The 20,859-nt window shown below is 63.5% G+C and carries 20 protein-coding genes; 8 read left to right on the forward strand and 12 right to left on the reverse strand.

The annotated features are described in order from the left end of the window. The first annotated feature begins 307 nt into the window (after positions 1–307). On the forward strand, positions 308–1,825 hold the full coding sequence (locus tag T281_RS02845; RefSeq protein WP_037233806.1) for a malonate--CoA ligase: 1,518 nt from the start codon (positions 308–310) through the stop codon (positions 1,823–1,825). A gap of 233 nt (positions 1,826–2,058) precedes the next feature. Here the strand turns inward: T281_RS02845 and T281_RS17355 are convergent, their stop codons facing one another. The 4 genes from T281_RS17355 to T281_RS02865 all read right to left on the reverse strand — a co-directional run bounded on the left by T281_RS17355 (position 2,059) and on the right by T281_RS02865 (position 6,342). Beyond that, positions 2,059–3,804, reverse strand: coding sequence for a peptidoglycan DD-metalloendopeptidase family protein (locus T281_RS17355; RefSeq protein WP_052036950.1), 1,746 nt, complete (start codon positions 3,802–3,804; stop codon positions 2,059–2,061). Positions 3,805–4,037: 233 nt separating this feature from the next. Then, positions 4,038–4,655 carry a protein-L-isoaspartate(D-aspartate) O-methyltransferase gene (locus tag T281_RS02855; protein ID WP_037233809.1) on the reverse strand — a complete coding sequence of 206 codons (618 nt, stop codon included), beginning with the start codon at positions 4,653–4,655 and terminating at the stop codon, positions 4,038–4,040. 35 nt (positions 4,656–4,690) lie between these two features. Further along, complete coding sequence (surE, locus tag T281_RS02860) at positions 4,691–5,452, reverse strand: 5'/3'-nucleotidase SurE (protein ID WP_037233811.1); 762 nt, start codon at positions 5,450–5,452, stop codon at positions 4,691–4,693. A 347-nt stretch (positions 5,453–5,799) separates the two neighbouring features. Continuing rightward, the gene (locus tag T281_RS02865; protein WP_052036951.1) at positions 5,800–6,342 is read right to left on the reverse strand and encodes a hypothetical protein; all 543 of its coding nucleotides are present in this window, start codon (positions 6,340–6,342) and stop codon (positions 5,800–5,802) included. 589 nt (positions 6,343–6,931) lie between these two features. On the opposite strand from T281_RS02865, the gene T281_RS02870 reads away from it, so the two are divergent. Then, a complete protein-coding gene (locus tag T281_RS02870; protein WP_037233814.1) occupies positions 6,932–7,366 on the forward strand; it encodes a cysteine rich repeat-containing protein in 435 nt (144 codons plus the stop codon). A 73-nt stretch (positions 7,367–7,439) separates the two neighbouring features. On the opposite strand, the gene T281_RS02875 is transcribed toward T281_RS02870, so the two are convergent. Further along, positions 7,440–8,636 carry a pyridoxal phosphate-dependent aminotransferase gene (locus T281_RS02875; RefSeq protein ID WP_052036955.1) on the reverse strand — a complete coding sequence of 399 codons (1,197 nt, stop codon included), beginning with the start codon at positions 8,634–8,636 and terminating at the stop codon, positions 7,440–7,442. Positions 8,637–8,816: 180 nt separating this feature from the next. Here T281_RS02875 and T281_RS02880 point away from each other — a divergent pair, with 180 nt between their 5' ends. From T281_RS02880 to aat, 6 genes are all read left to right on the forward strand, one after another. Beyond that, positions 8,817–10,190, forward strand: coding sequence for a M48 family metalloprotease (locus tag T281_RS02880; RefSeq protein ID WP_037233818.1), 1,374 nt, complete (start codon positions 8,817–8,819; stop codon positions 10,188–10,190). 56 nt (positions 10,191–10,246) lie between these two features. After that, positions 10,247–11,062, forward strand: coding sequence for a DsbA family protein (locus T281_RS02885; RefSeq protein WP_162173097.1), 816 nt, complete (start codon positions 10,247–10,249; stop codon positions 11,060–11,062). Between the two features lie 97 nt (positions 11,063–11,159). Beyond that, positions 11,160–11,627, forward strand: coding sequence for a type II 3-dehydroquinate dehydratase (gene aroQ, locus T281_RS02890; RefSeq protein ID WP_037233821.1), 468 nt, complete (start codon positions 11,160–11,162; stop codon positions 11,625–11,627). Then, positions 11,620–12,087, forward strand: a complete 468-nt coding sequence (gene accB, locus T281_RS02895; protein ID WP_037233824.1) for an acetyl-CoA carboxylase biotin carboxyl carrier protein — start codon at positions 11,620–11,622, stop codon at positions 12,085–12,087. Before aroQ ends, accB begins: the two co-directional genes overlap by 8 nt. A 12-nt stretch (positions 12,088–12,099) precedes the next feature. Further along, positions 12,100–13,440: an acetyl-CoA carboxylase biotin carboxylase subunit gene (gene accC, locus T281_RS02900; protein ID WP_037233827.1), complete on the forward strand. Its 1,341-nt coding sequence runs from the start codon at positions 12,100–12,102 to the stop codon at positions 13,438–13,440. A gap of 47 nt (positions 13,441–13,487) precedes the next feature. Then, entirely contained in the window at positions 13,488–14,180 is a 693-nt protein-coding gene (aat, locus tag T281_RS02905) for a leucyl/phenylalanyl-tRNA--protein transferase (RefSeq protein WP_037233831.1), read from the forward strand. Here aat and T281_RS18105 read toward each other — a convergent pair. The 7 genes from T281_RS18105 to T281_RS02935 all read right to left on the reverse strand — a co-directional run. Further along, positions 14,078–14,632, reverse strand: a complete 555-nt coding sequence (locus tag T281_RS18105; RefSeq protein WP_245269137.1) for a DUF2155 domain-containing protein — start codon at positions 14,630–14,632, stop codon at positions 14,078–14,080. The two genes, aat and T281_RS18105, sit on opposite strands and share 103 nt — an antisense overlap. A gap of 253 nt (positions 14,633–14,885) precedes the next feature. Next, positions 14,886–15,677, reverse strand: coding sequence for a class I SAM-dependent methyltransferase (locus T281_RS02910; protein ID WP_037233835.1), 792 nt, complete (start codon positions 15,675–15,677; stop codon positions 14,886–14,888). Then, positions 15,667–16,065: an NADH:ubiquinone oxidoreductase subunit NDUFA12 gene (locus T281_RS02915; protein WP_037233838.1), complete on the reverse strand. Its 399-nt coding sequence runs from the start codon at positions 16,063–16,065 to the stop codon at positions 15,667–15,669. The genes T281_RS02910 and T281_RS02915 overlap by 11 nt, the downstream gene beginning before the upstream one ends. 90 nt (positions 16,066–16,155) lie before the next feature. Then, entirely contained in the window at positions 16,156–17,085 is a 930-nt protein-coding gene (mmsB, locus tag T281_RS02920; RefSeq protein WP_276324611.1) for a 3-hydroxyisobutyrate dehydrogenase, read from the reverse strand. A gap of 7 nt (positions 17,086–17,092) precedes the next feature. Beyond that, a complete protein-coding gene (locus T281_RS02925) occupies positions 17,093–18,610 on the reverse strand; it encodes a CoA-acylating methylmalonate-semialdehyde dehydrogenase (protein WP_420834871.1) in 1,518 nt (505 codons plus the stop codon). A gap of 142 nt (positions 18,611–18,752) precedes the next feature. Next, positions 18,753–19,457 carry a Crp/Fnr family transcriptional regulator gene (locus tag T281_RS02930; protein WP_037233846.1) on the reverse strand — a complete coding sequence of 235 codons (705 nt, stop codon included), beginning with the start codon at positions 19,455–19,457 and terminating at the stop codon, positions 18,753–18,755. A 661-nt stretch (positions 19,458–20,118) separates the two neighbouring features. Then, positions 20,119–20,859, reverse strand: a 741-nt coding sequence (locus T281_RS02935; RefSeq protein ID WP_037233849.1) for a nitrogenase component 1, incomplete at its 5' end; no start/stop codon positions are given.

The following is a 20,859-nucleotide window of genomic DNA, read 5'->3' on the forward strand; positions in this document are numbered from 1 at the left end:
GCTTCCGCCCAAACGCGGCCGCACTTTTTTCCCCCGCCGATCGCAGGAGTGTCACAACCAGGCCGGGACGTCAGCCTGCGCTGGCAACTTGGCTCGTGGGCTGCTTTTGACGCGCTACCAATTGCATGCAATGACTACACAACCTGTCCACATCGCATGCAATCACTGCCTATTAAATTAATCATTGCATACATTCTCCAGAGACGTTGTTAACACATTAGCCTCACTCGCTTTTTCACGAGACGGTTGTCTTCAGCGTCTCCCGCGTGGTTGCTAATGAAAAAGACCAGCAGCAGGACGTGACACCATGTCAGGAACCAACCACCTTTTTTCCGAGTTGCGCGCGAACTGGACCGATCTCGACAAGGTCGCGCTGGAGACGAATGACGGTCGTCAGTTCCGCTATCGCGAGATCCTTGCGTTGACGGCGCGTTTCGCGAACGCCCTCGTGGCGGCGGGCGTAAAGCCGGGCGACCGCGTGGCCGTGCAGGTGGAGAAGTCACCCGAGGCGCTGTTCCTTTATCTCGCCTGCGTCCGAGCCGGTGCCGCCTATCTGCCGCTGAACACGGCCTACACGGATGCCGAGCTTGAGTATTTTCTCGGCGATGCTGAGCCGACCGTGTTCGTCGCCCGCCCGACGCACGCCAGCGCGCCCGCGCTGTGCACGAAAACGGGCGTGGCAGGCTGCTATACGCTCGGTGCCGACGGCGACGGCACGCTGATCGAGCTTGCCGCCGGCCGGGCCGAAACCTTCGAGAACGTCGCGCGCGGCCCGGATGACCTCGCCGCGATCCTGTACACCTCGGGCACCACGGGCCGCTCCAAGGGCGCGATGACGACGCACGAGAACCTCGCCTCCAACGCGCGTGCGCTCGCCGAATACTGGCGCTTCACCGACCGGGACGTGCTGCTGCACGCGCTGCCGATCTTCCACACGCATGGCCTGTTCGTCGCCTCGAACGTCATCTTCCGCTCCGGCGCGTCGATGCTGTTCCTGCCGAAATTCGACCCGAACGAGGTGTTCCGCCTGCTGCCCCGCGCGACCACGATGATGGGCGTGCCGACGTTCTACACGCGCCTCATCGACGACGCGCGCCTGTCCCGCGACACAACAAGGGACATGCGGCTGTTCATCTCCGGCTCGGCGCCGTTGCTTGCCGACACGCATCGCGCCTTCGAGGAAAAGACCGGCCACCGCATCCTCGAACGCTACGGCATGACCGAGACGAACATGATTACGTCGAACCCGTATGACGGCGAGCGCGTGCCGGGCGCGGTCGGCTTCCCGCTACCGGGCGTGGCGGTGCGCATCGCGAACCCGGAGACGGGCGAGCTTCTCGGCGCGGACGAAATCGGCATGATCGAGGTGCAGGGGCCGAATGTGTTCATCGGCTATTGGCGCATGCCGGAGAAGACGGCGTCCGAGTTCCGCGACGGCTGGTTCATCACCGGCGATCTCGGCAAGATCGACGCGTCGGGCTATGTGCACATCGTCGGGCGCGGCAAGGATCTCGTGATTACGGGCGGCTACAACGTCTACCCGAAGGAAGTGGAAAGCGAGATCGATGCGTTGCCCGGCGTGTTCGAAAGCGCCGTCATCGGCGTGCCGCACCCGGATTTCGGCGAAGGCGTGGTCGCGGTCGTCGTCAAGACGAAGGATGCCGCCATCGACGAGAAGGCGATCCACGACGCACTGAAGGTGAGGCTCGCGAACTACAAGCTGCCGAAGCGCGTGTTCTTCGTGGACGACCTGCCGCGCAACACCATGGCGAAGGTGCAGAAGAACGTGCTGCGCGACACGCACAAGGATCTTTTTGTGCGCTGACGGCGCCCGCTCCGCGCGGCACCCGCAAAAAGAAAAATCCCGTGCGCGCCGTACTGGAAGGGGACAGGGCGCGTCACGGGATTCAGGGCGAAGGGCTTGCCCCTTCGCGTTCGCGCCATCTCCCTGCCACGGGAAAACGGCGGCGAAATATTTCGGATCGGAAATCGGGAGACGGGACGCAAAGAGCGGGCGGGGAGCGGATACCGGTTGCGCCGGTACCCGCGATTTGGGAGTTACGAGCCGAGGAGCGGAGCCGGATCGACGGGCTTCGCGTTCTTGCGGATCTCGAAGTGGAGCTGCGGCTGGCTCGCGTCGCCGGTCGAACCGGCCTTGGCAACCACCTGCCCGCGCTTCACCACATCGCACTTCCTGACCATGATCTCGTCCGTGTGGGCGTAAGCCGTGACGAACTCGTCGGCGTGGCGGATCAGGATCAGATTGCCGAAGCCAGGCAGTTCGTCGCCTACATAGGCCACGACGCCATTCTCGGCGGCCTTGATCGGTGTGCCCTTCGGCACGGAGATCGTGAGGCCCTCGTTCACGCTGCCGTCATGCTGCGGACCGAACTGACCGATGATCATGCCTTCCACCGGCTTGCGGAAGCTCTTGCCCATGCGCGGCAGCGGATTTGCAAGCGCGGCCTCGCAGGTCGGTTCCTGCTTGCCAGACGTCATCTTGACGTCTGGCGCGGGCGCGGCCTTCAGCGGGTTGTTCGCGTCAGCCATCTGCGGCTGAGCGGGCTCCGGCGCGGGCTGGGCGTCGGCCTGCCGCTGCTGCGGCCCGGCAATCGGCGCCTCCGGCTTCACGCCGTTCGACGCGATTTCCTGACGCGGCGCTTCGCGGCCGGGGATCGCAAGCGTCTGGCCCACCTTGATGAGCCGAGCGTTCGCGATGTTGTTCGCTTCGAGAATCTGCTTCTCGCTAAGCCCATAACCGCGCGCGATGGCGGCAACCGTCTCGCCCTTCTTGACCACATGGCAACCGTCGCCCTGGCAGCCGACCGGCTGAGCCTTCGGCGCGTCATCCTTGGTCATCTTCGCCGGATCGGAGCCGGGGATCAGGAGATCCATACCCGGCCGCACGCTGTTGTGGCGGTCGAGGCCGTTGGCGCGGGCGATCATGTCGACCGTCACGCCATGGCGGATCGCCAGCGAATACAGCGTGTCGCCCGGCTTCACGGTGACGGTCTTGCCGATGCCGCGTTCCGACGCAACCGTCGCGTTCGGCGACATGATCCCGGTGCCGTCGACGCCAGCGCCGTTGCGCGGCGCGAGCTTCGGCGTCACGGCGCCTTCGCGGCGACGCTCATAGAAATTGCGCTCGCCGGAATAGGCGGGGGGCGCAGACGAGTAGTCCCGTGGCGCGGGGGTATAGTCGCGCGGCGCAGGTTCAGCATAACGCGGCAGCGGGCGCTGATCGTAGGGGGGCGTGACGTCAGACCGCCGGTCGTCATAGGCCGGGGGTGGCGGAGGAGGCGGAGCGTCGCGCTCGTAACGCGGCTCATAGACCGCCGGAGGCGGCGGAGGCGGGGGCGCATAATCGCGAGGCCTGTCATCGTAGGGCGTATAGACGCGCGGCCCCGCATAGCTGCCATCGGGGAGCGGCGCCTGATTGTAACGGCCGTAGCCGTCCGCCGTCTTCACCCGAGTCGAGGTGGACGACTGCTGCTGCCCCGCAAGCGGCGGAAGATCGACGCGCGAAGCCTGAAGGTAACCGCCCTGCTGGCCCGGCGTTGCGCTCGCAAGCTGGAAGCCGCCCTGCTGAGGCTGATACGCGGCAGTCTGGGCGTAGCCAGCCTGCGACGGCTGGCGATAGTTGGCCTGCGTCTGATAAGCGGCCTGTGACTGGCTGGCCTTTGGCCTGTAGGCGCTCTGGCTGTAACTCGCCGGGCCGCTGGCCTGGGGCGCGTCGGCGACACGCGACGGCGCTGTAGGGGAGGAAGGACCGGACGCGGTCTCATAGCCGCTTCCGAACGACAACGAACTGAACCGCTCGGTTCCACCGGAGCTGCACCCGCCCAACAGGACGCAACCGATGCCGATCTTTAACGCTGCGCGTACATATGAGGGCTCGCGCTTGCCCACCGCATTTACTTTACTCATCGCAGCACACCTCACTTTCCTAAGGTTATGCGTGCGAGTGCTTAATATTGATTTAAACGGATCGACGATTATCGAACGAACCGGGCGACGCGCGGTCAATCACCGGGAAACTAGAGAAGCGGCACGAAGCGGACGGGGATCAGGCTTTGGAATTCCACGCCGCTCCCGTTGCGGACGACAAGCATGATCCGCTGCGAGGATGTCCGTCCGAGCGGTATCACCATGGCGCCGCAAGGGCCAAGCTGGCCGATGAGATCGGGCGGCGCGGCGATGACACCCGCCGTGACGAGAATCCGGTCGAAAAGCCGAGGCACTGGCCAGCCCCTCGACCCGTCGCCGCAGAGCGCCGTGATGTTAGTGAGGCCAAGCGCCTTGAACCGCGCGACCGCGAGCCGGTGAAGCTCCTCGTGAATTTCGATCGTGTAGACATGGCGCGCAAGCCGGGAGAGGATCGCCGTCTGATATCCCGACCCGGTGCCGATTTCGAGCACGTCGTGTTTGCGCTGCACGTTCAGCCGCTCGGTCATGTAGGCGACGATGTAAGGTTGGGAGATCGTCTGCCCGCATTCGATGGGAAGCGCTTCGTCGGCATAAGCCAGCGGTTTCAGTTCCGGCGACTCGATGAACGCTTTGCGGGGAATGTCCTTCATTGTCGCGAGCACGCGCGGGTCAGCGATGGCGTTTCGCTGCAAAAGGTGGATCAGACTTTCCAGCCGCTCGTCCATCATCAGGTTTCCCCTCCGGACGCGGCTGGCAGCCTCTATTATTCGATAAAGGCCGACAGCTTCCGACAGGTTTCTCTGTGTGTCAGGTTGAGGCAAAGCGGCGTGACAGAAATTGCGCCGGACTTCACAGCGTGAAGGTCCGTCCCCTCCCCCGTTATCATGGACATCGGCTTGAACCCCAGCCAGTAGTAGGGGTTGTTGCGCGTATCCATCCGGTCTTCGATGCGGAGGTAATCAGGGTCACGACGACCTTGCTCGGTGATCTTAATACATTCGACACGCTCTGGTTCCCTGTCGGGAAAATTTACATTTAAAAAAACATCCTTCGGCCAGCCCGCATCGAGCATCTTTCGCACCAGGTCGGCTCCGAGTTGCATCGGGGTCTGCCAATAGATCCGGTCGAGGTCTTCCCAGTCGACGGCGAGGCTCATCGCGATGGACGGAATGCCGAGCAGCGTCCCCTCGATAGCGCCCGCGATGGTGCCGGAATAGGTCACGTCGTCGGCGACGTTCGAGCCGCGATTGACGCCGGACAGGACGAGGTCGGGTGCCTTGTCGGTCAGCACGTGGCGGACGCCCATGATCACGCAGTCGGTCGGCGTGCCCTTGACCGCGAAGGTCCGCTCCGAAAGTTTGCGCAGGCGTAACGGCTCATGCAGCGTGAGCGAATGCGCCGCTCCGCTCTGATCGGTTTCCGGCGCGACGATCCAGACATCGTCCGAAAGGTCGTTCGCGATTTTTTGAAGGGCGTCGAGGCCGGGAGCTTCGATGCCGTCGTCGTTCGTGATGAGGATCCTCATGGCGTCTTTTTACGCCAAGCCCGCGCCCGCGTCACCTTGAAAGCGGCTTGCGCAACTAACGATCGCCGCCGTGCGACGGGCCATCGCAGAGCTTAAAGCAAGGGCGCGCCAATGGCGGCGCGAACTGCTCTCATTTCGCACGACCGGCAATCCCAACGGCGCGCGGGAAGTACGTTGACCCGCTTTCCGCGATCGCGATGAACAGACGTTCGTCTTCGGCAACGACCGCTCCTAGGTCGAGCGCCACTATCTGAAGGAGCGGCTCGACCTGTTCCACGGCTTGGTATGGGACGAACGGCCGGGCACCACGGCGCAGGCGGCGCCGCTGACGGCACGGGCTATTCGGCTCACCCCGCGTGAAAAAACAGCACGTCCGGCTGATACGTCTCGACCACAAGCGAAATCGGCGTCGCGCCGTTCGAGAGGATGGCGCGGTGGCGAAGGATCGGCGCGCGCGGGTTCGCCTCGGGCGTCCAGAGCACGTCCGACGAAAGCGTTTCGCGCCGGAAATCGAGATCCTCCACAACACGCCCGAAAGGCGTCTCCGTCTTTTCAAGGAGGCGGTTCATTTCAGCGGGAAGCCGCGCCGGGATATACCAGTTTTCCGCTTCAGACAGGAACTTGTCGCCGAAGAAGATGCGCACGAGGCGATAGCGCAGCGCGTCGTCCGGCGAGATGGCGAGGCGCGCGCACTCCTCGGCGGTCAGGTCGCGCCGCGTGCCGTCGCGGTGCACTTCGGCCGAAAGCGCTGCGCCCGGAAGGCGGCCTGACGCACGGCACCAGCGGTCGAGCGTGTCGGTTGCGCTCGGATGGGAAAGAAGGTCTGCGTTCAGCCTTTCGATCAGGGCGGCGGTTGCGCCCTGCCGCGAAAAGCGATCCTGAAAATTCAACGTGTGTGCTCCAAAGAGCGTTTTCGAGCGAAGGAATGCCGGTTCGCGTGAAGAAAACGCGTCAGAATAGAAACCCGTAGCTTCGCGATGGGGCTCACGCGCCCGCTGCAACGGCCGTCGGCCGATCCTCGCCGCTCACCATAAAGGCGGGAAAGCCCATCCGTTCAAGGCCGAAGCGCCCAAAGGGTGAAAGGGCGCGTCGCTTCGGCGCGCCTGTCGCGACCATCGGACGGCTCGCGGGGCTTTCCGGCGAAAAGCGGCGGCTTTCGTTCGCCGCGCTTCGAAACGCCGCAGCTTACGGTGATGCCCAGTGTTCAAATGCGTTTGTTCTATTTTTTGCAGGCTTATTCGAATTTGTCGGTCGAAACGCAACCGATTTGCGAGGCTTCCATGCTCGAAACTGACAACTCGCTGACATCCGCAATCAGCAAAGCCTCACGTTTCAGGGCGCAAGCTCCTGGCGGTTCAGATTTCGGCTTATGCGTCGGCGTGCGGCACCCTCGCGAATGTCGGGCCTTTGACATCTGGGTGAAAGCCAATCGCGAATGTCAAATTCGTTCCACCAGAGTTACAGCCACAGGAGGATTGCATGAGACTTGCAGGAATGGGACTTGCGGCGACGCTCGGACTCGCGCTTGCGACCGGGGCCGCGGCTCAAGGTGGCATGGGTGGTGGAATGGGCGGCGGCAGAGGCATGTGGCAGGGTATCGTCACGAAGCTGTGTCCCGCCGATATCGAAAAGCACTGCGCGACTGTTCCGGCTGCGGAGCAGCGCGATTGCCTCGCGGGCAAGATCAAGGAGCTTTCGGAACCGTGCCTGACCGCGGTCGAATCGACGGCCGTGGATCGTGGCCCCGGTACCGGCCCGGTGGCGAGCCTCTGCATGACGGAGATCGCGAAGTTCTGCCCGGAGGTGGAGCATGTGCAAGGACAGGTGCGCCGCTGCCTGATGCAGCACAAAGCGGAACTCGCGCAGCCCTGCGTGGTCGCGCTTGAAAACACCGGCCCCGCCTGGGCTCGGTGAGAGCGAGAGGGGCCGCGAAGTCACGCCCGACGCCCACGCGGCCTCTTTCGCGAGTTGCGTTCAATGTGGAAATTTAGCCGCGCCACGCCTTCAGCCGCGCCGTCGCCTCGCGCATGCGTTCGAACGGCCCTGCATAGCTGAAGCGAATGAAGCGGCGCCCGTCTTCCTCGTCAAAGTCGACGCCGGGGGTCGCCGCGACGCCCGTCTCATCAAGCATGCGGCGCACGAAAGCGGCGGAATCGTCGGTGATGCCGCCTGCGTCTGCATACACGTAGAAGGCGCCGTCGGCGGGCGCGAGGCGACCGAAGCCAGCGCGCGGGAGTTCCTCCAGAAGCAGGTCGCGGTTCCTTGCATACACGGCCTTGTACGCCTCCAGTTCCTCGACAGCTTCGAACGCCGCGAGCGCGCCAACCTGCGACGCGGCGGGCGTCGAGATGTAGAGGTTCTGCGCGACACGCTCGAACACACGCACAAGGCGCTCGGGCACGACCATCCAGCCGACCCGCCAGCCGGTCATCGAGTAATATTTCGAGAAGCTGTTGATGACGATGGCGTCGTCCGAAAAGGCGAGCGCGGTCGCGGCCGGAGCGCCGTAGGTCAGCCCGTGGTAGATTTCGTCCGAGATGAACCAGGCGCCCGCCTCGCGCGCCGTTTCGACGAGGAGGCCGAGCGCGGCTGGCGATAGCATTGCGCCGGTCGGGTTCGAGGGGCTGGCCAGCACCACGGCGCGCGCGCCTCGGTCGCGGAAAGCGGCGGCCAGCGCATCCGGCGTCGGCGCGTAACCTGTGGCAGCGCCTGCCGCGACGGGCACCGGCACGAGGTCGAGCACGCGCGCGATCTGGCGATAGCATGGGTAGCCCGGACGCGGCAGCGCGAGCCCTTCGCCGGGGTTGAGCAGCGCAAGAAACGCCAGCACGAAGCCCGCCGACGAGCCCGTCGTCACCACGATGCGCGACGGCGACACGTTAACGCCGTAAGCGTCGGCATAATGCCGCGCGATGCGTTCGCGCAGCGCCGGAAGACCGAGCGCATCCGTATAGCCGAGCGGGCCGTCATCGATCGCGCGCTTCACCGCCTCGCGCACGAGACGCGGCGCGGGCGTGCCCGGTTGGCCAACTTCCATGTGAATGATGTCGCCACCCGCCGCTTGAAGCCGGTTCGCCTCGCGCATCACGTCCATGACGACGAAGGCACCGATCGCGCTGCGAAGCGATGGCGAAAGCTCACGCCGAGCCGGGGTATCGATGGGTGTCTCGGTTTCGTCCGCCATGGCATTCATCCTTTCGCGAGCCTGTCCGGTCCATAGATCCGCAGGCAGCGAGCCGCGCCCGCGTCATCCTTACGCCCGAATTCCACCGCCATTATTCCTCAAAAAATTCCGTTCGATGCATGCTCCGTCGGCTCGGTATGAACTTTCGGCAAGCGGCGCCATCCGGGGTGGAAGTTTCCAATGGCTTTATCACAAACGATTTCGCGCTTGAGAAAATTGGCGGCTTGCGTCGCAATTTTTGCCACCGCAACGACTGCTCCGGCGTCGGCGCAGGAAATCAGCCTTATCCGCGACGCCGAGACCGAGGCGCTCATCGCCGATTACACCGCGCCCATCTTCCGGGCGGCGGGCGTTTCCGGCAACAATATCAAGGTCCATCTCGTCAACGATGGCAGCTTTAACGCGTTCGTCGTCGACGGGCGCAACATGTTCATCAACACAGGCGCGATCCTCCAGTCCGAGACCCCAAACCAGATCATCGGCGTCATCGCCCACGAGACGGGGCACATCAAGGGCGGCCATATCACCGGCCTTCGCCAACAGATCGCAAAGATGCAAACGGCGGCGCTCATGCTCCAGGTTCTGAGCATCGGCACTATGGTCGGCGGCGCGGCCAGCGGCAGCAGCGAAGCGATGCAGGGCGGCTCGGCGATGATGATGGGCGGCTCGCAGGTGCTGATGCGCTCGATCCTCTCTTATCGACGCGCGCAGGAGTCCGCCGCCGACCAGGCCGGGGTCGAGTACCTGAACAAGTCGCAGCAGTCGCCCGCGGGGATGCTGAAGACCTTCCGCTATTTCGCGAACCAGTCGCTCGGCAATACAAGGGTCGATCCGTACATCCAGACGCATCCGGTGCCCGCTGACCGTATCGCGCAGCTTGAGGAAATCGCGAAAAAGAGCCCGTATTTCGATCAGAAGGATTCGGCGCAACTTCAGCTTCGCCACGATCTCGTGCGGGCCAAGATCGCGGCCTACACATGGAAAAACAATCCGCAGGCGATCGCACGCCGGTATAATGACAACGGCCTGCCAGCCCGCTACGCGCGCGCCATCATGAAGTATCACATGGGCGGCTATCCGTCCGCCGCGCCCGCCCTTGAGGAACTTATCGCGCAGCAGCCGCAGAACCCTTGGTTTCACGAGTTGAAAGGCACATTTCTTCTCGAAAGCGGAAGGGCGAAGGAAGCAGTCGCGCCATTCCGCAAGGCGGTGTCACTCGTTTCGAAGTCGGGTTTCATGCGCATCGAGCTGGCGCAGGCGATCCTCGAAAGTGGCGGCGGCAGCGCGGAGGAGGCGCTTCAGTTGCTGCGCGTGGGAATGGTGGAAGAAGAGCAGTCCTATCTCGGCTATCGCCTCCAGGCACAGGCTTACGGCAAGCTGAGACGCTTCCCCGAAGCCGACCTCGCCTCGGCGCTGGCAGCCTTCCACAAAGGCGACGTGAAGGTGGCCAAGATGATGGCGGAGCGCGCAAAGAACGGTCTTGCCGCCGGTTCGCCCGGCTGGGTCAAGGCTGACGACATCGTAAACTTCAAGATGGAAAAAGTGCGTGGTTAGCCGCGTTGCGCTAGCCACCAGAAACGGAAATCCCGGAGAGACTGATGAAAACGATAATGAAGAGAGCCGTCGCGCTTGCCGTGCCGGCGGCGATGGCCCTGTCCCTTTCCATCGCTGCCCCCATCGCGGCACGCGCGCAGTCGGACACTTTCACCGAGGGACAGACGCGGTCCATCGAGAAGATCGTGAAGGATTACCTCGTCTCTCACCCGGAAATCCTGCTGGAAGTTCAGGACGCCTTCGAGAAGAAGGCCGAAGCCAAGCGCGGCGAAGCCACGCGTTCGCGCATGCCTGAGTTCTACAAGAGCCTTTCGGGCCTGAAAGCCGAGCTCGCGCCGCTGACGATTGGTCAAGGCGACGTCACGCTCGTCGAGTTCTTCGACTATAATTGCGGCTACTGTCGCCACGCTCTGCCGGAGGTCGTGAAGCTTCTCGACGCCGACAAGAAGGTCAAGGTGGTGTTCATGGAATACCCGATCTTATCGCAAGGCTCGGCCGATGCCTCGAAGGTCGCCCTCGCCGCCGCGAAACAGGGCAAATATTTCGAGTTCCACAAGGCGATGTTCGCCGCCGGCCGCGCTAACAAGGAAAGCGCTCTCAAGGTCGCCGAACAGATCGGCCTCGACATGGAGAAGGTGAAGGCCGATAGCGCTTCACCCGAGACGGAAGCGCTCGTGGCGAAAATCGGCGAGATCGGCAAGCGCATGTTCGTTGACGGAACGCCTACCTTCGTCGTCGGCGACAAGGTCACTCCCGGCGCCGCAGATTACGACGCGTTGAAAAAGGTCGTCGAAGATACGCGCAAGGACGGCTGCAAGGCATGCGCCGAAGCCGCATCCGCGCCCGGTGCAAAAGACGAGAAAAAATCCTGACGCTTTTGCGCTGAGATACGAAAGCTGTTAACAAGAGCACGGCCGGGTTCGCCCGGCCCTGTCGCTTGTCTTTTCCGAAAGCCATGGACCTGTTGCCTTGAAGCCAATCTTCATCCTCAACGGCCCGAACCTCAATCTCCTCGGCGAACGCGAGCCGGAGATTTATGGTGGCAATACGCTTGCGACCATCGATGACGCCTTGCGTAACCGTGCCGCCGCTCTCGGCGTTTCCATCGATTTTCGGCAGACAAATCACGAGGGCGTGCTGGTCGACCAAATTCAGGAGGCACGCCATGCGGCGTCTGGCCTCATTCTGAACGCGGGCGCATACACGCATACATCGGTCGCAATTCATGATGCTTTGCGTGCGCTTTCGCTCCCGATTATCGAAGTGCACCTGAGCAACATTTACAAGCGCGAAGCCTTTCGCCATCACTCCTATGTTTCCCCGGCCGCAATCGGGGTTATCTGCGGACTTGGCGCGCAAGGGTACGGGCTCGCGCTCGACGCGGTGGCGGAAATCCTGAAGGCTTCCGCTCCAATCAACCGGAGTCCCCATGCCTGAGACGGCCAACAAATATCCGAATGAAGATCTGATCCGTAATCTCGCCCTGCTTCTCAACGAAACGGGCCTGACCGAAATCGAGATCGAGGAAAACAACCTTCGTGTTCGCGTGGCGCGCACGCTCAGCGTCCAGACGCATCTGGCCCCTACCGGCTACGCGCCTCCCGCCACTGCCGGCGTCGGCCCCGGGGGCGGATCCGCGCCAGCGTCCAATCTCGAAAATCATCCGGGCGTCGTGACGTCCCCGATGGTCGGCACCGCCTACCGCTCGCCGGAACCGGGCGCATCGACCTTCGTCGAGGTCGGCTCACAGGTGCGCGAGGGCGATACGCTGCTCATCGTCGAGGCCATGAAGACGATGAACCAGATCGCGGCCCCTCGGTCCGGCACCGTCAAGCGCATCCTTGTGGAGAACGGGCAGCCCGTCGAATACGGCGAACCGCTCATGATTATCGAATAAGGCGGCAGGCTCATGTTCGACAAGATCCTGATCGCCAATCGCGGAGAGATCGCACTTCGCATCGAGCGCGCCTGCAAGGAACTCGGCATCAAGACGGTCGCCGTGCATTCCACGGCCGACGCCGATGCGATGCATGTGCGCCTCGCCGACGAAAGCGTGTGCATCGGCCCGCCGGCGGCGAGCGAAAGCTATCTCAACATTCCCCGGCTTGTCGCTGCCTGTGAGATCACCGGTGCCGACGCGCTTCATCCAGGCTACGGCTTCCTTTCCGAGAACGCGCGCTTCGCCGAGATCCTCGAAGAGCACGGCGTCACGTTCATCGGCCCCACGCCCGAGCATATGCGGCTCATGGGCGACAAGATCCGCGCGAAGGAAACCGCGAAAGCGCTCGGCATTCCCGTCGTGCCCGGCTCCGGCGGCGCCGTAACGACGAACGAGGAAGCCATCGCCATCGCACGCGAGATCGGCTTTCCGGTGCTCGTGAAGGCCGCTGCGGGCGGCGGTGGACGCGGCATGAAGGTCGCGCGCACAGAAGCCGAACTGCCGATTGCCCTCTCGACGGCGCGCGCGGAATCCAAGGCCGCTTTCGGCGACGACGCGCTTTATCTCGAACGCTATCTATCGAAGCCGCGTCACATCGAAATCCAGGTGATCGGCGACGGCAAGGGCAACGCGGTCTATCTCGGCGAACGCGACTGCTCCCTCCAGCGTCGCCACCAGAAGATCCTCGAAGAAACCCCTTCGCCCGCGCTCAACGAGGCGCAGCGCAAGGAAATCGGCGAGACGGTTGCGCGCGCGATGCGCAAGCTGAAATACCGGAACGCCGGTACGGTCGAGTTCCTTTATGAAGACGGAGAGTTCTTCTTCATCGAGATGAACACCCGCCTTCAGGTGGAGCATCCGGTGACGGAAATGGTCACGGGCATCGATCTGGTGATCGAGCAGATCCAGATCGCGGCCGGTGCTGGCCTTTCCTTCACGCAGGAGGAAGTCCGCTTCGACGGCCACGCCATCGAATGCCGCATCAATGCGGAAAACCCGACCACCTTCCGGCCGTCGCCCGGCAAGATCTCCTACTTCCACCCGCCGGGCGGCCTCGGCGTGCGCGTCGATTCCGGCGTGTATGCGGGCTACACCATCCCGGCCTATTACGACAGCCTCATCGGCAAGCTGATCGTGCACGGCAAGAACCGCAATGAATGCCTCATGCGGTTGCGCCGGGCTCTCGGGGAGTTCGTGATCGACGGCATCGAGACGACGATCCCGCTGTTTTCAACGTTGATTCAGCAATCGGACATTGTCGACGGCGTTTACGACATTCACTGGCTCGAAAATTATCTCCAAAAGCATTAGATTAGAGGAACGGGTTCTTTCGCGACAAAAAGGCAGGTTCGCGGACCATGGGATCGCCCTCCAATCTCAGCATTGAAATCACGCCGCAGGTTCTGCTCAAAGCATATGCCTGCGGCATCTTTCCGATGGCCGAAAGCGCCGAAGACACGACGCTCTACTGGATCGAACCGGAACGACGCGGTATCCTCGCCCTTGAAGGGTTGCACGTGCCCCGCCGGCTTGCCCGCGTCATCAAGCAGGGCAAGTTCGAGGTCCGTGTCGACAGCGACTATTACGGCGTGATCGAAGGCTGCGCGTCCTCGCGCGCGGGCCGCCGCACCACTTGGATCAACAGGCGCATCCGCGAGCTTTACGCCGATCTCTTTGACATGGGCTACTGCCATACCGTCGAAACGTGGCGTGACGGCAAACTTGTCGGCGGACTGTACGGCGTGGCGCTCGGGCGGTCCTTCTTCGGCGAGAGCATGTTCTCCTACGAAACCGACGCGTCGAAGGTGGCGCTCGTCTACCTCGCGGCGAGGCTCCGCTATGGCGATTTCTGTCTGCTCGACACGCAATTCGTCACCGAGCACCTGCGACAATTCGGCGCTCAGGAGATAAGCCGCGCGGCGTTCCACCGGCGGCTGGAGCAGGCGCTTCAGGGTTTCGGCGCGTTCGACCGTCTCCCGGCCGATATGTCCGCCGAGGGCGTCTTGCAACTCGTCAGCCACACATCGAAGGTGGGATGCTCCACCGCGTGAAGCCCCGGGCTTTCCGCGAAGGTCCAGCCCGTGAAGATGCGGTGCGACGAGCCGTCGAGCACGACCTCGTCCACCTCGATGAAGGCGCTTGTCAGCGGCGTCTCGGTCGACGGCCGCGTGTAGCAGGCGCGCGGCGTAATTGTCAGCGCGCCGAACGTGACCGTGCGCCCCATCGGTATTTCGAGCGGTTGGACGCGGCCCGTCACCTTGTCGAGCGCGGCGAACACGGCCGTTGAATTGGCGATCCTGTCGGCAGATGCCGGGGTGCCGGGTGCCACAAGCGCAAGACCGGCGAGGACCGTCGAAAGAGCTATCTGCCGCGCATTCATGATCATACCGGAAAGCCTGGACCGTTGAAGCGCCGCGCGCTCGCGCCGACGCCCGAAGTTCTTGTTGCCGACCGACGCGTCCGCTTTGTGAGCGCCGGTCGATCTTCCGCGCGGCCAGAGCAAATACAGCCGCTTTTCACCAATAGATCAGCCCGCGTTAAATCGAAATCGATTTGACGCTTGAAGACCGATCGTAATCGCGCCCTGCGCATGAGGCAGCGTCCGATTGCAGCACGCTTCCGAGCATGGAGAAGCGAAAGAGCACCACCATCAAGAAAGATTTTCGAAGCGATCCCCACAACGGCGAGCGCTCCGGCGGCGCAAACGCGCGAAAGCGAAGCCCCGACGCCGAAGATCGCTGAGCGACACAAGCGCCCTATCGCGGCAAAAGTCTGGCGGCGACGCGCAGGCGCACATAATCCGCCCACCAGCGCCCATCTTCATCGCACAAGCTCGGCCGCAACAGTTCGACCGCGTGCGCGAGAGCGGCGTCGCGAACCTTGCCCTCGAACTGGTCGAAGAACGGCTTGCGGAAGGTGGCGAGCCAGCCCTCGATGCCGGTCGGCAGCGGCGTGGGGCGCGGCATGAGTTCGATGCGCTCGCACATGAGGCCGTTCTTGTAGAGAAGTCCCTCATAGGCGCGCGGGCTTGGAAAATACCACGGGTGCGCGAGCGCGGCGTTGCCCTGATACAGGCGGGCCGCCGAGCGAAGCGCGGTAACGATGGCGGCGACATTGCCGAAGCCGCCGAACTCGGCGACGAAGCGCCCGCCCGGCTTCAACACGCGGGTAACGCCCTTGATAACATCCTCGGCGCGCGTCATCCAATGCAGCGCCGCGTTCGAGAACACAGCGTCGAATTCACGCGGCAGATCGATAGCCTCGCCGCTCATGGCGCGGACGTCGAGGCCGCGCGCCGTAGCGGCGGCAAGAAGCGCCGCGCTCGTGTCGATGCCGAGAACCGATGCACCGCGTGCCGCAATTTTCGCTGTCAGCGCGCCGTCGCCGCAGCCGATGTCGAGCACGCGCTCGCCCGGCTTGGGGTCGAGCCATGACAGGATGTCCGCACCGAGGTCGGAGACAAAGCGCGCGTTTTTTTCATAGCCCGCTGCGCTCCAGCTCTGCTCGCCTGAGGCCGCGCGCGCATGGCTTGGTGTCTTACTCGGCATTCCACGGCTGGTAATCGCCATCGCCCTTCGGACGACGCATCTCGCCGACGAGGCTACCCTGTGGGCGATAAGCCGCCGGGGTGCCGGTCAGGTTCGGCTGATGCGGCTTCTGCCACGGGCGCGCGTGATAGGTTTCCTCGGTCGGCGGCGTGTCCACGATGTAGTGCAGCCAGCCGAACCAGTCGGGCGGAACCTTGCTCGGCTCCGCATAGCCCTTGTAGATGACCCAGCGGCGCGGCTTGCCTGCCGTGCCGGTTCCGCTCGCGTCCTGATAGTAACGATTGCCCTCTTCGTCTTCGCCGACGAAGATGCCGCGCGCGTTCGTGTAGAGCTTCGTCGACAACGTCGCGCCGTTCCACCAAGTAAAAATATCGCTGAACCAGCCCATGCTTGCCCTCGGTCTTTGAGCTGCTTTTACGCGAATCAAGGGCGGGCGTCCACCCATTCGCGCCCGCCAGATCGCGCGTCTTCGCGTGGCTCAGCCTTCGCGCGACTTCTGGGCAAGCCACGGCATGATGCCCGAGAAATCCTTGTCCGCGCCGCCTTCCGCCACGAACGCCGCGTAGAGGTCGGCGGCGTGCCGTCCAAGCGGCGTCTCCGCGCCCACGCTTTCCGCCGCGCGCTGACTCAGCTTCAGGTCTTTCAGCATGAGCGGCGCGGAAAATCCCGGCTTGTAATCATTGTCAGCGGGCGATTGCAGCCCGATGCCCGGCACAGGACAATAGGTGTCGATGGACCAGCAGCGCCCGGACGATGTGGACACCACGTCGAACATGGCCTTTCGGTCGAGACCGAGCTTGTCAGCCAGCGAGAATGCCTCGCACACGCCGATCATGGACACCGCCAGCACCATGTTGTTGCAGATTTTCGCCGCCTGCCCCGCTCCCCAATCGCCGCAGTGAACGAGCGTCCGGCCCATCGCCGACAGTAACGGCCGCGCCGCCTCGAACGCGACTTCGCTGCCGCCGACCATGAAAGTGAGCGTGCCCGCCGCCGCACCCGCCACACCGCCGGACACCGGCGCGTCGAGCGACTTCAGCCCGGCATTCGCCGCCGCTTCATGCGCCGCGCGCGCGTTCTCGACGTCCACCGTGGAGCAGTCAATCAGAAGGGCGCCGGGCCGCGCCGCCGCGATCACCTCGTCGTAGACGGCGGCTAGAATCGCTCCATTCGGCAGCATCGTCACCACCGCGTCCGCGTCCGTTGCCGCATCCGCGCAACTTGCCGCCAATGCGATGCCCGCAGCAGCCGCGCGCTCCGCCGCCCATAGCGTCGTGTCGAAGCCCTTCACCTCGAACCCCGCCTTCGCGAGGTTCACCGCCATGGGCAAACCCATATTGCCGAGCCCGATGAATGCGATCCGTTTCATGGCCGTTTCCCCTGTTCTTGTTTTCGATTTTTCAGGCAGGCGGATGTCACGACATGGTGGGAATTACGAAGCTCGCGCCTTCCTTCACGCCCGACGGCCAGCGCGATGTGACGGTCTTCGTCTTTGTGTAGAAGCGGAACCCGTCCGCGCCGAACTGGTTCAGGTCGCCGAAGCCCGAGCGCTTCCAGCCGCCGAATGTGTAATAGGCGAGCGGCACCGGGATCGGCACGTTGATGCCGACCATGCCGACATTCACGCGGGCCGCGAAGTCGCGCGCGGTGTCGCCGTCGCGGGTGAAGATGGAGACGCCGTTGCCGTATAGGTTTTCCATCGGCAGGCGAAGCGCGTCGCCGTAGGTTTCGGCGCGCACGACCGATAGCACGGGACCGAAGATCTCCTCCTTGTAGATCGTCATGTCCGGCGTTACGCGGTCGAACAGGCACGGGCCGACGAAAAACCCGTCCTCGTAGCCCTGTAGCGAGAAGCCGCGCCCATCGACCGCGAGCGCAGCGCCTTCCTCGACGCCCTTGCCGATCAGCCCGAGCACACGGCGCTTCGCCTCCGCCGTGACGAGCGGCCCGAAATCGGCGTCGTCGCTGGTGTAGGGGCCGACCTTCAGCGCCTCGACACGCGGGATGAGCCGCTCCATCAGGCGATCCGCCGTCCCCTCGCCGAACGGCACCGCCACCGAGATCGCCATGCAACGCTCGCCCGCCGCGCCATAACCCGCGCCTATGAGCGCATCCGCCGCCTGATCGAGGTCGGCGTCGGGCGCGATCAGCATGTGATTCTTCGCGCCGCCGAAACACTGCACGCGTTTGCCCGCCGCGCAGCCGCGCGTGTAGATATATTCGGCGATTTGTGTGGAGCCGACGAAGCCGATGGCCTGAATGTCGGGATCGTCGAGGATCGCATCCACGGCTTCCTTGTCGCCGTTGACGACGTTCAGAACGCCGTCCGGCAGCCCGGCCTCCTGCATCAGCTCGGCGAGCATCAACGGCACGGATGGCGCGCGCTCGGACGGCTTCAGGATGAACGCGTTGCCCGCCGCGATCGCCGGGCCGAACTTCCACATCGGAATCATCGCCGGGAAGTTGAACGGCGTGATGCCCGCGACGACGCCGAGCGGCTGGCGCATGGAATAAATGTCGATGCCGGGGCCCGCGCCTTCGGAGAACTCGCCCTTCATGAAGTTTGGCGCGCCGATGCAGAACTCGATCACTTCGAGGCCGCGGATCACATCGCCTTTCGCGTCGGGCAGCGTCTTGCCATGCTCGCGCGAAAGCGCCTCCGCGAGCTTGTCCATATCGCGATGAAGGAGTTGCACCAGCGCCATCATGACGCGGCCGCGCTTCTGCGGATTGGTCGCGGCCCATGCGGGTTGCGCTGCCTTCGCATTCTCGACCGCCGCGCGGATTTCCGCCCGGTTCGCGAGCGCCACCGTCTTCTCGGGCCGACCTGTTGCAGGATTGAAAACGTCCGAGAAACGACCGGACGTTCCCGCGACGCGGCTTCCGCCGATGAAATGCCCCAGTTCCATGTGGCTCATGTAGCCCAAATTCATGTCGCCTCCATTTCGGGCTGACGTTTGCTCCCGCGTCCATGATGACGCCGAGCGGGTACCGTCAGCAAGCCCAAACGCAGGCCATTCGACCAAAGCGGGGAGCGTGGATGGCGGTTTTCGGGCACCACGCCGGGCGCCGCGCCTATCTGCCGCCATCCGCCTCGCGGGCGGGACGGACCGTCCCATCGGGCGGGGGAAACGCGGTCCCGGCCGCAGCGGCGAGCTGGCCGACATCCGCTATCGTATAGTTCGAGCGGCCCTTCCGGCTGATGAGGCCCTCCCGCATGAGGGCGTTCAGCGCGGCGGACGTGGTCTGGCGCGAGGAGCCGACGAGATTGGCGATCTCCTCCACGGTCAGCTCGATGAAAAGCCGAACTTCGGCGCCGGCGTCTCCCTGCGCCGCCCTCGCGCGGTCGAGGAAGAAGTGCGCGAGCCGCTGCTTGATATCCCGGAAGACGAGATCCTCGATCGTCCGCATGCAGCCCATCATTGCCCGGCCGAGGATACCTATGAGGCCGAAGGCCAGCGACGGGTTTTCCTCCAGCTTCTTCGCGAAAGTCCCGATGTCGGTGTAACGAATATCGGTCCTTTCGACCGCCTCGATCAGGCAGCCGGAGTGCGTGCAGAACATGTCGCCGGGGACGAGGTAGAACAGCGTCATTTCCCTGTCCTCGCCGATCAGATAAACGCGCAGCTTGCCGCTCATCACCACGAGGACGCCGTCGCGATCCGGCAGCCCCGCGCTGATGAGGCCGCCCTTCTCGTGACTTTGCGCGATGAAGCCGTCGAAGAACGAGGCTCCAGAGGGCTTCGCGAGGATGTCGTCGATACTGAAACGCGGCGGCATGGGCTTCTTCCTCGGCGGGGCGCTTCTATCGCGATGCGCGGATACTGATGCCATGAGTCTTCATGCGCCCTGCGAACTGTCAATCGCTCATGTCTCGGGGCGCCGTGTGTTGTGAAGGGTCTGGCGATCCACTGCGCGCTTGCATGCAGATTTGCACGCCGCCCTCGCGCCAAGTACTGTAGAATCAACGCGTTGTAGCGAGGTTGCGCAATTCGCCCGTCCAGCCGCGCTGCCCCCGTTCAAGCCGCATTCCCCTTGAAACGGCGCGGAAATGAACGTTTAAGAACCCGAATTTCCGGGCTCGCCCGAAATTTTAATTGGGGCGTGATGCTATGATGCGGGTGGCATAGCCGAGCCATTGCGCGCTGTTCACGCGGCGAACCAACAGCGATCCATCAGCGCGACAACGCGATGCCAGCCTTCTCACGATCGAATACGCCCGAAAGCGTTGCTAAAGCTCTTCTGGCGTTACGATTCTGTCAGCGTGACGACGCCTTCATTATCGGCCACAGGACAAACGGAGCTTCGGACATCGGTTCGATCCTCGGGTGGCAAGTCACCCATCGCGCGTGAAGCTTTCAGAGCGGCATATGATCTGAAATCGGCGACGCACTCGGCACAGAAATGAGGCTGATTTCAAATTCGCCGCTCTGGGATCGCTCTAAGCGCTGTGGCTGACCACCGTGCTATAGATGCGTTCGAGCAGTGTGAGCGCCCCGCGATAGCCGACATAGCTGCGCGACAGCACCACCTCGTAGGACGTCGGGAAGCCGACCTCGACGATCGAGCCCTTCATCTCCTTCACAAGGTCGCGCTCCCACGTCGTGCCGAAAATGATGGGCGGCTTCTGCCCGAAGTTGGCACCGCGGATCGCCTCGTGAATCCGGTAGCTGTCTTCCAGAAACTCGACCTCAACCGAAACATCGTGATCGATGCGGCGGAACTCGTCGCGGATCGCATCTCGGTATTCGAGCGGCGGGTCTTCGGTCACGATCTGCTTCGCCGGGATCAGACCAAGCTGCGTCACGAGGAATTTCGTCAGCGCAAGATTATAGGCGCTGTCGGCCGCAACCGCGAATTTCGCGGGAAGGCCCCACCAGTATTCGGAATAGAAATCGGTGAAGCCGTCGATGTAGGTGTAATAGCGTTGCTCCTCGGCTTCGATGAAGCTTTCCACGTGCTTTTCCGGCAGCTTGGCGAAGGCCGCGACTTCACGCAGGAAGGCCGCGCTCTGCCGCGCCCCGATGGGCAGCACCGGGATGTGCAGGAGTGGCTGATCGTACTTCTCTTTGAGCAGCTTCGCGGTCGAAAGGTTCAGCCAGGGCGAAAGCACGAGGTTGAAGCCCGCCTTCGGGATGTCGCGCCACTCCGAAACGCCGGCGCTGTCCGGCCCGAACAGCAC

The sequence above is a fragment of the Rhodomicrobium udaipurense JA643 genome (assembly GCF_000636015.1).
GTDB classification, from domain to species: Bacteria; Pseudomonadota; Alphaproteobacteria; order Rhizobiales; family Rhodomicrobiaceae; genus Rhodomicrobium; species Rhodomicrobium udaipurense.

Coding starts and splice junctions, on each gene's coding strand:
- T281_RS02845 (WP_037233806.1), top strand. CDS start 308: ATGTCAGGAACCAACCACCTTTTTTCCGAGTTGCGCGCGAACTGGACC.
- T281_RS02855 (WP_037233809.1), bottom strand. CDS start 4,655: ATGATGGACGAGCGGCTGGAAAGTCTGATCCACCTTTTGCAGCGAAAC.
- surE (WP_037233811.1), bottom strand. CDS start 5,452: ATGAGGATCCTCATCACGAACGACGACGGCATCGAAGCTCCCGGCCTC.
- T281_RS02870 (WP_037233814.1), top strand. CDS start 6,932: ATGAGACTTGCAGGAATGGGACTTGCGGCGACGCTCGGACTCGCGCTT.
- T281_RS02875 (WP_052036955.1), bottom strand. CDS start 8,636: ATGGCGGACGAAACCGAGACACCCATCGATACCCCGGCTCGGCGTGAG.
- T281_RS02880 (WP_037233818.1), top strand. CDS start 8,817: ATGGCTTTATCACAAACGATTTCGCGCTTGAGAAAATTGGCGGCTTGC.
- T281_RS02885 (WP_162173097.1), top strand. CDS start 10,247: ATGAAGAGAGCCGTCGCGCTTGCCGTGCCGGCGGCGATGGCCCTGTCC.
- accB (WP_037233824.1), top strand. CDS start 11,620: ATGCCTGAGACGGCCAACAAATATCCGAATGAAGATCTGATCCGTAAT.
- accC (WP_037233827.1), top strand. CDS start 12,100: ATGTTCGACAAGATCCTGATCGCCAATCGCGGAGAGATCGCACTTCGC.
- aat (WP_037233831.1), top strand. CDS start 13,488: ATGGGATCGCCCTCCAATCTCAGCATTGAAATCACGCCGCAGGTTCTG.
- T281_RS02910 (WP_037233835.1), bottom strand. CDS start 15,677: ATGCCGAGTAAGACACCAAGCCATGCGCGCGCGGCCTCAGGCGAGCAG.
- T281_RS02915 (WP_037233838.1), bottom strand. CDS start 16,065: ATGGGCTGGTTCAGCGATATTTTTACTTGGTGGAACGGCGCGACGTTG.
- T281_RS02925 (WP_420834871.1), bottom strand. CDS start 18,610: ATGAATTTGGGCTACATGAGCCACATGGAACTGGGGCATTTCATCGGC.
- T281_RS02930 (WP_037233846.1), bottom strand. CDS start 19,457: ATGCCGCCGCGTTTCAGTATCGACGACATCCTCGCGAAGCCCTCTGGA.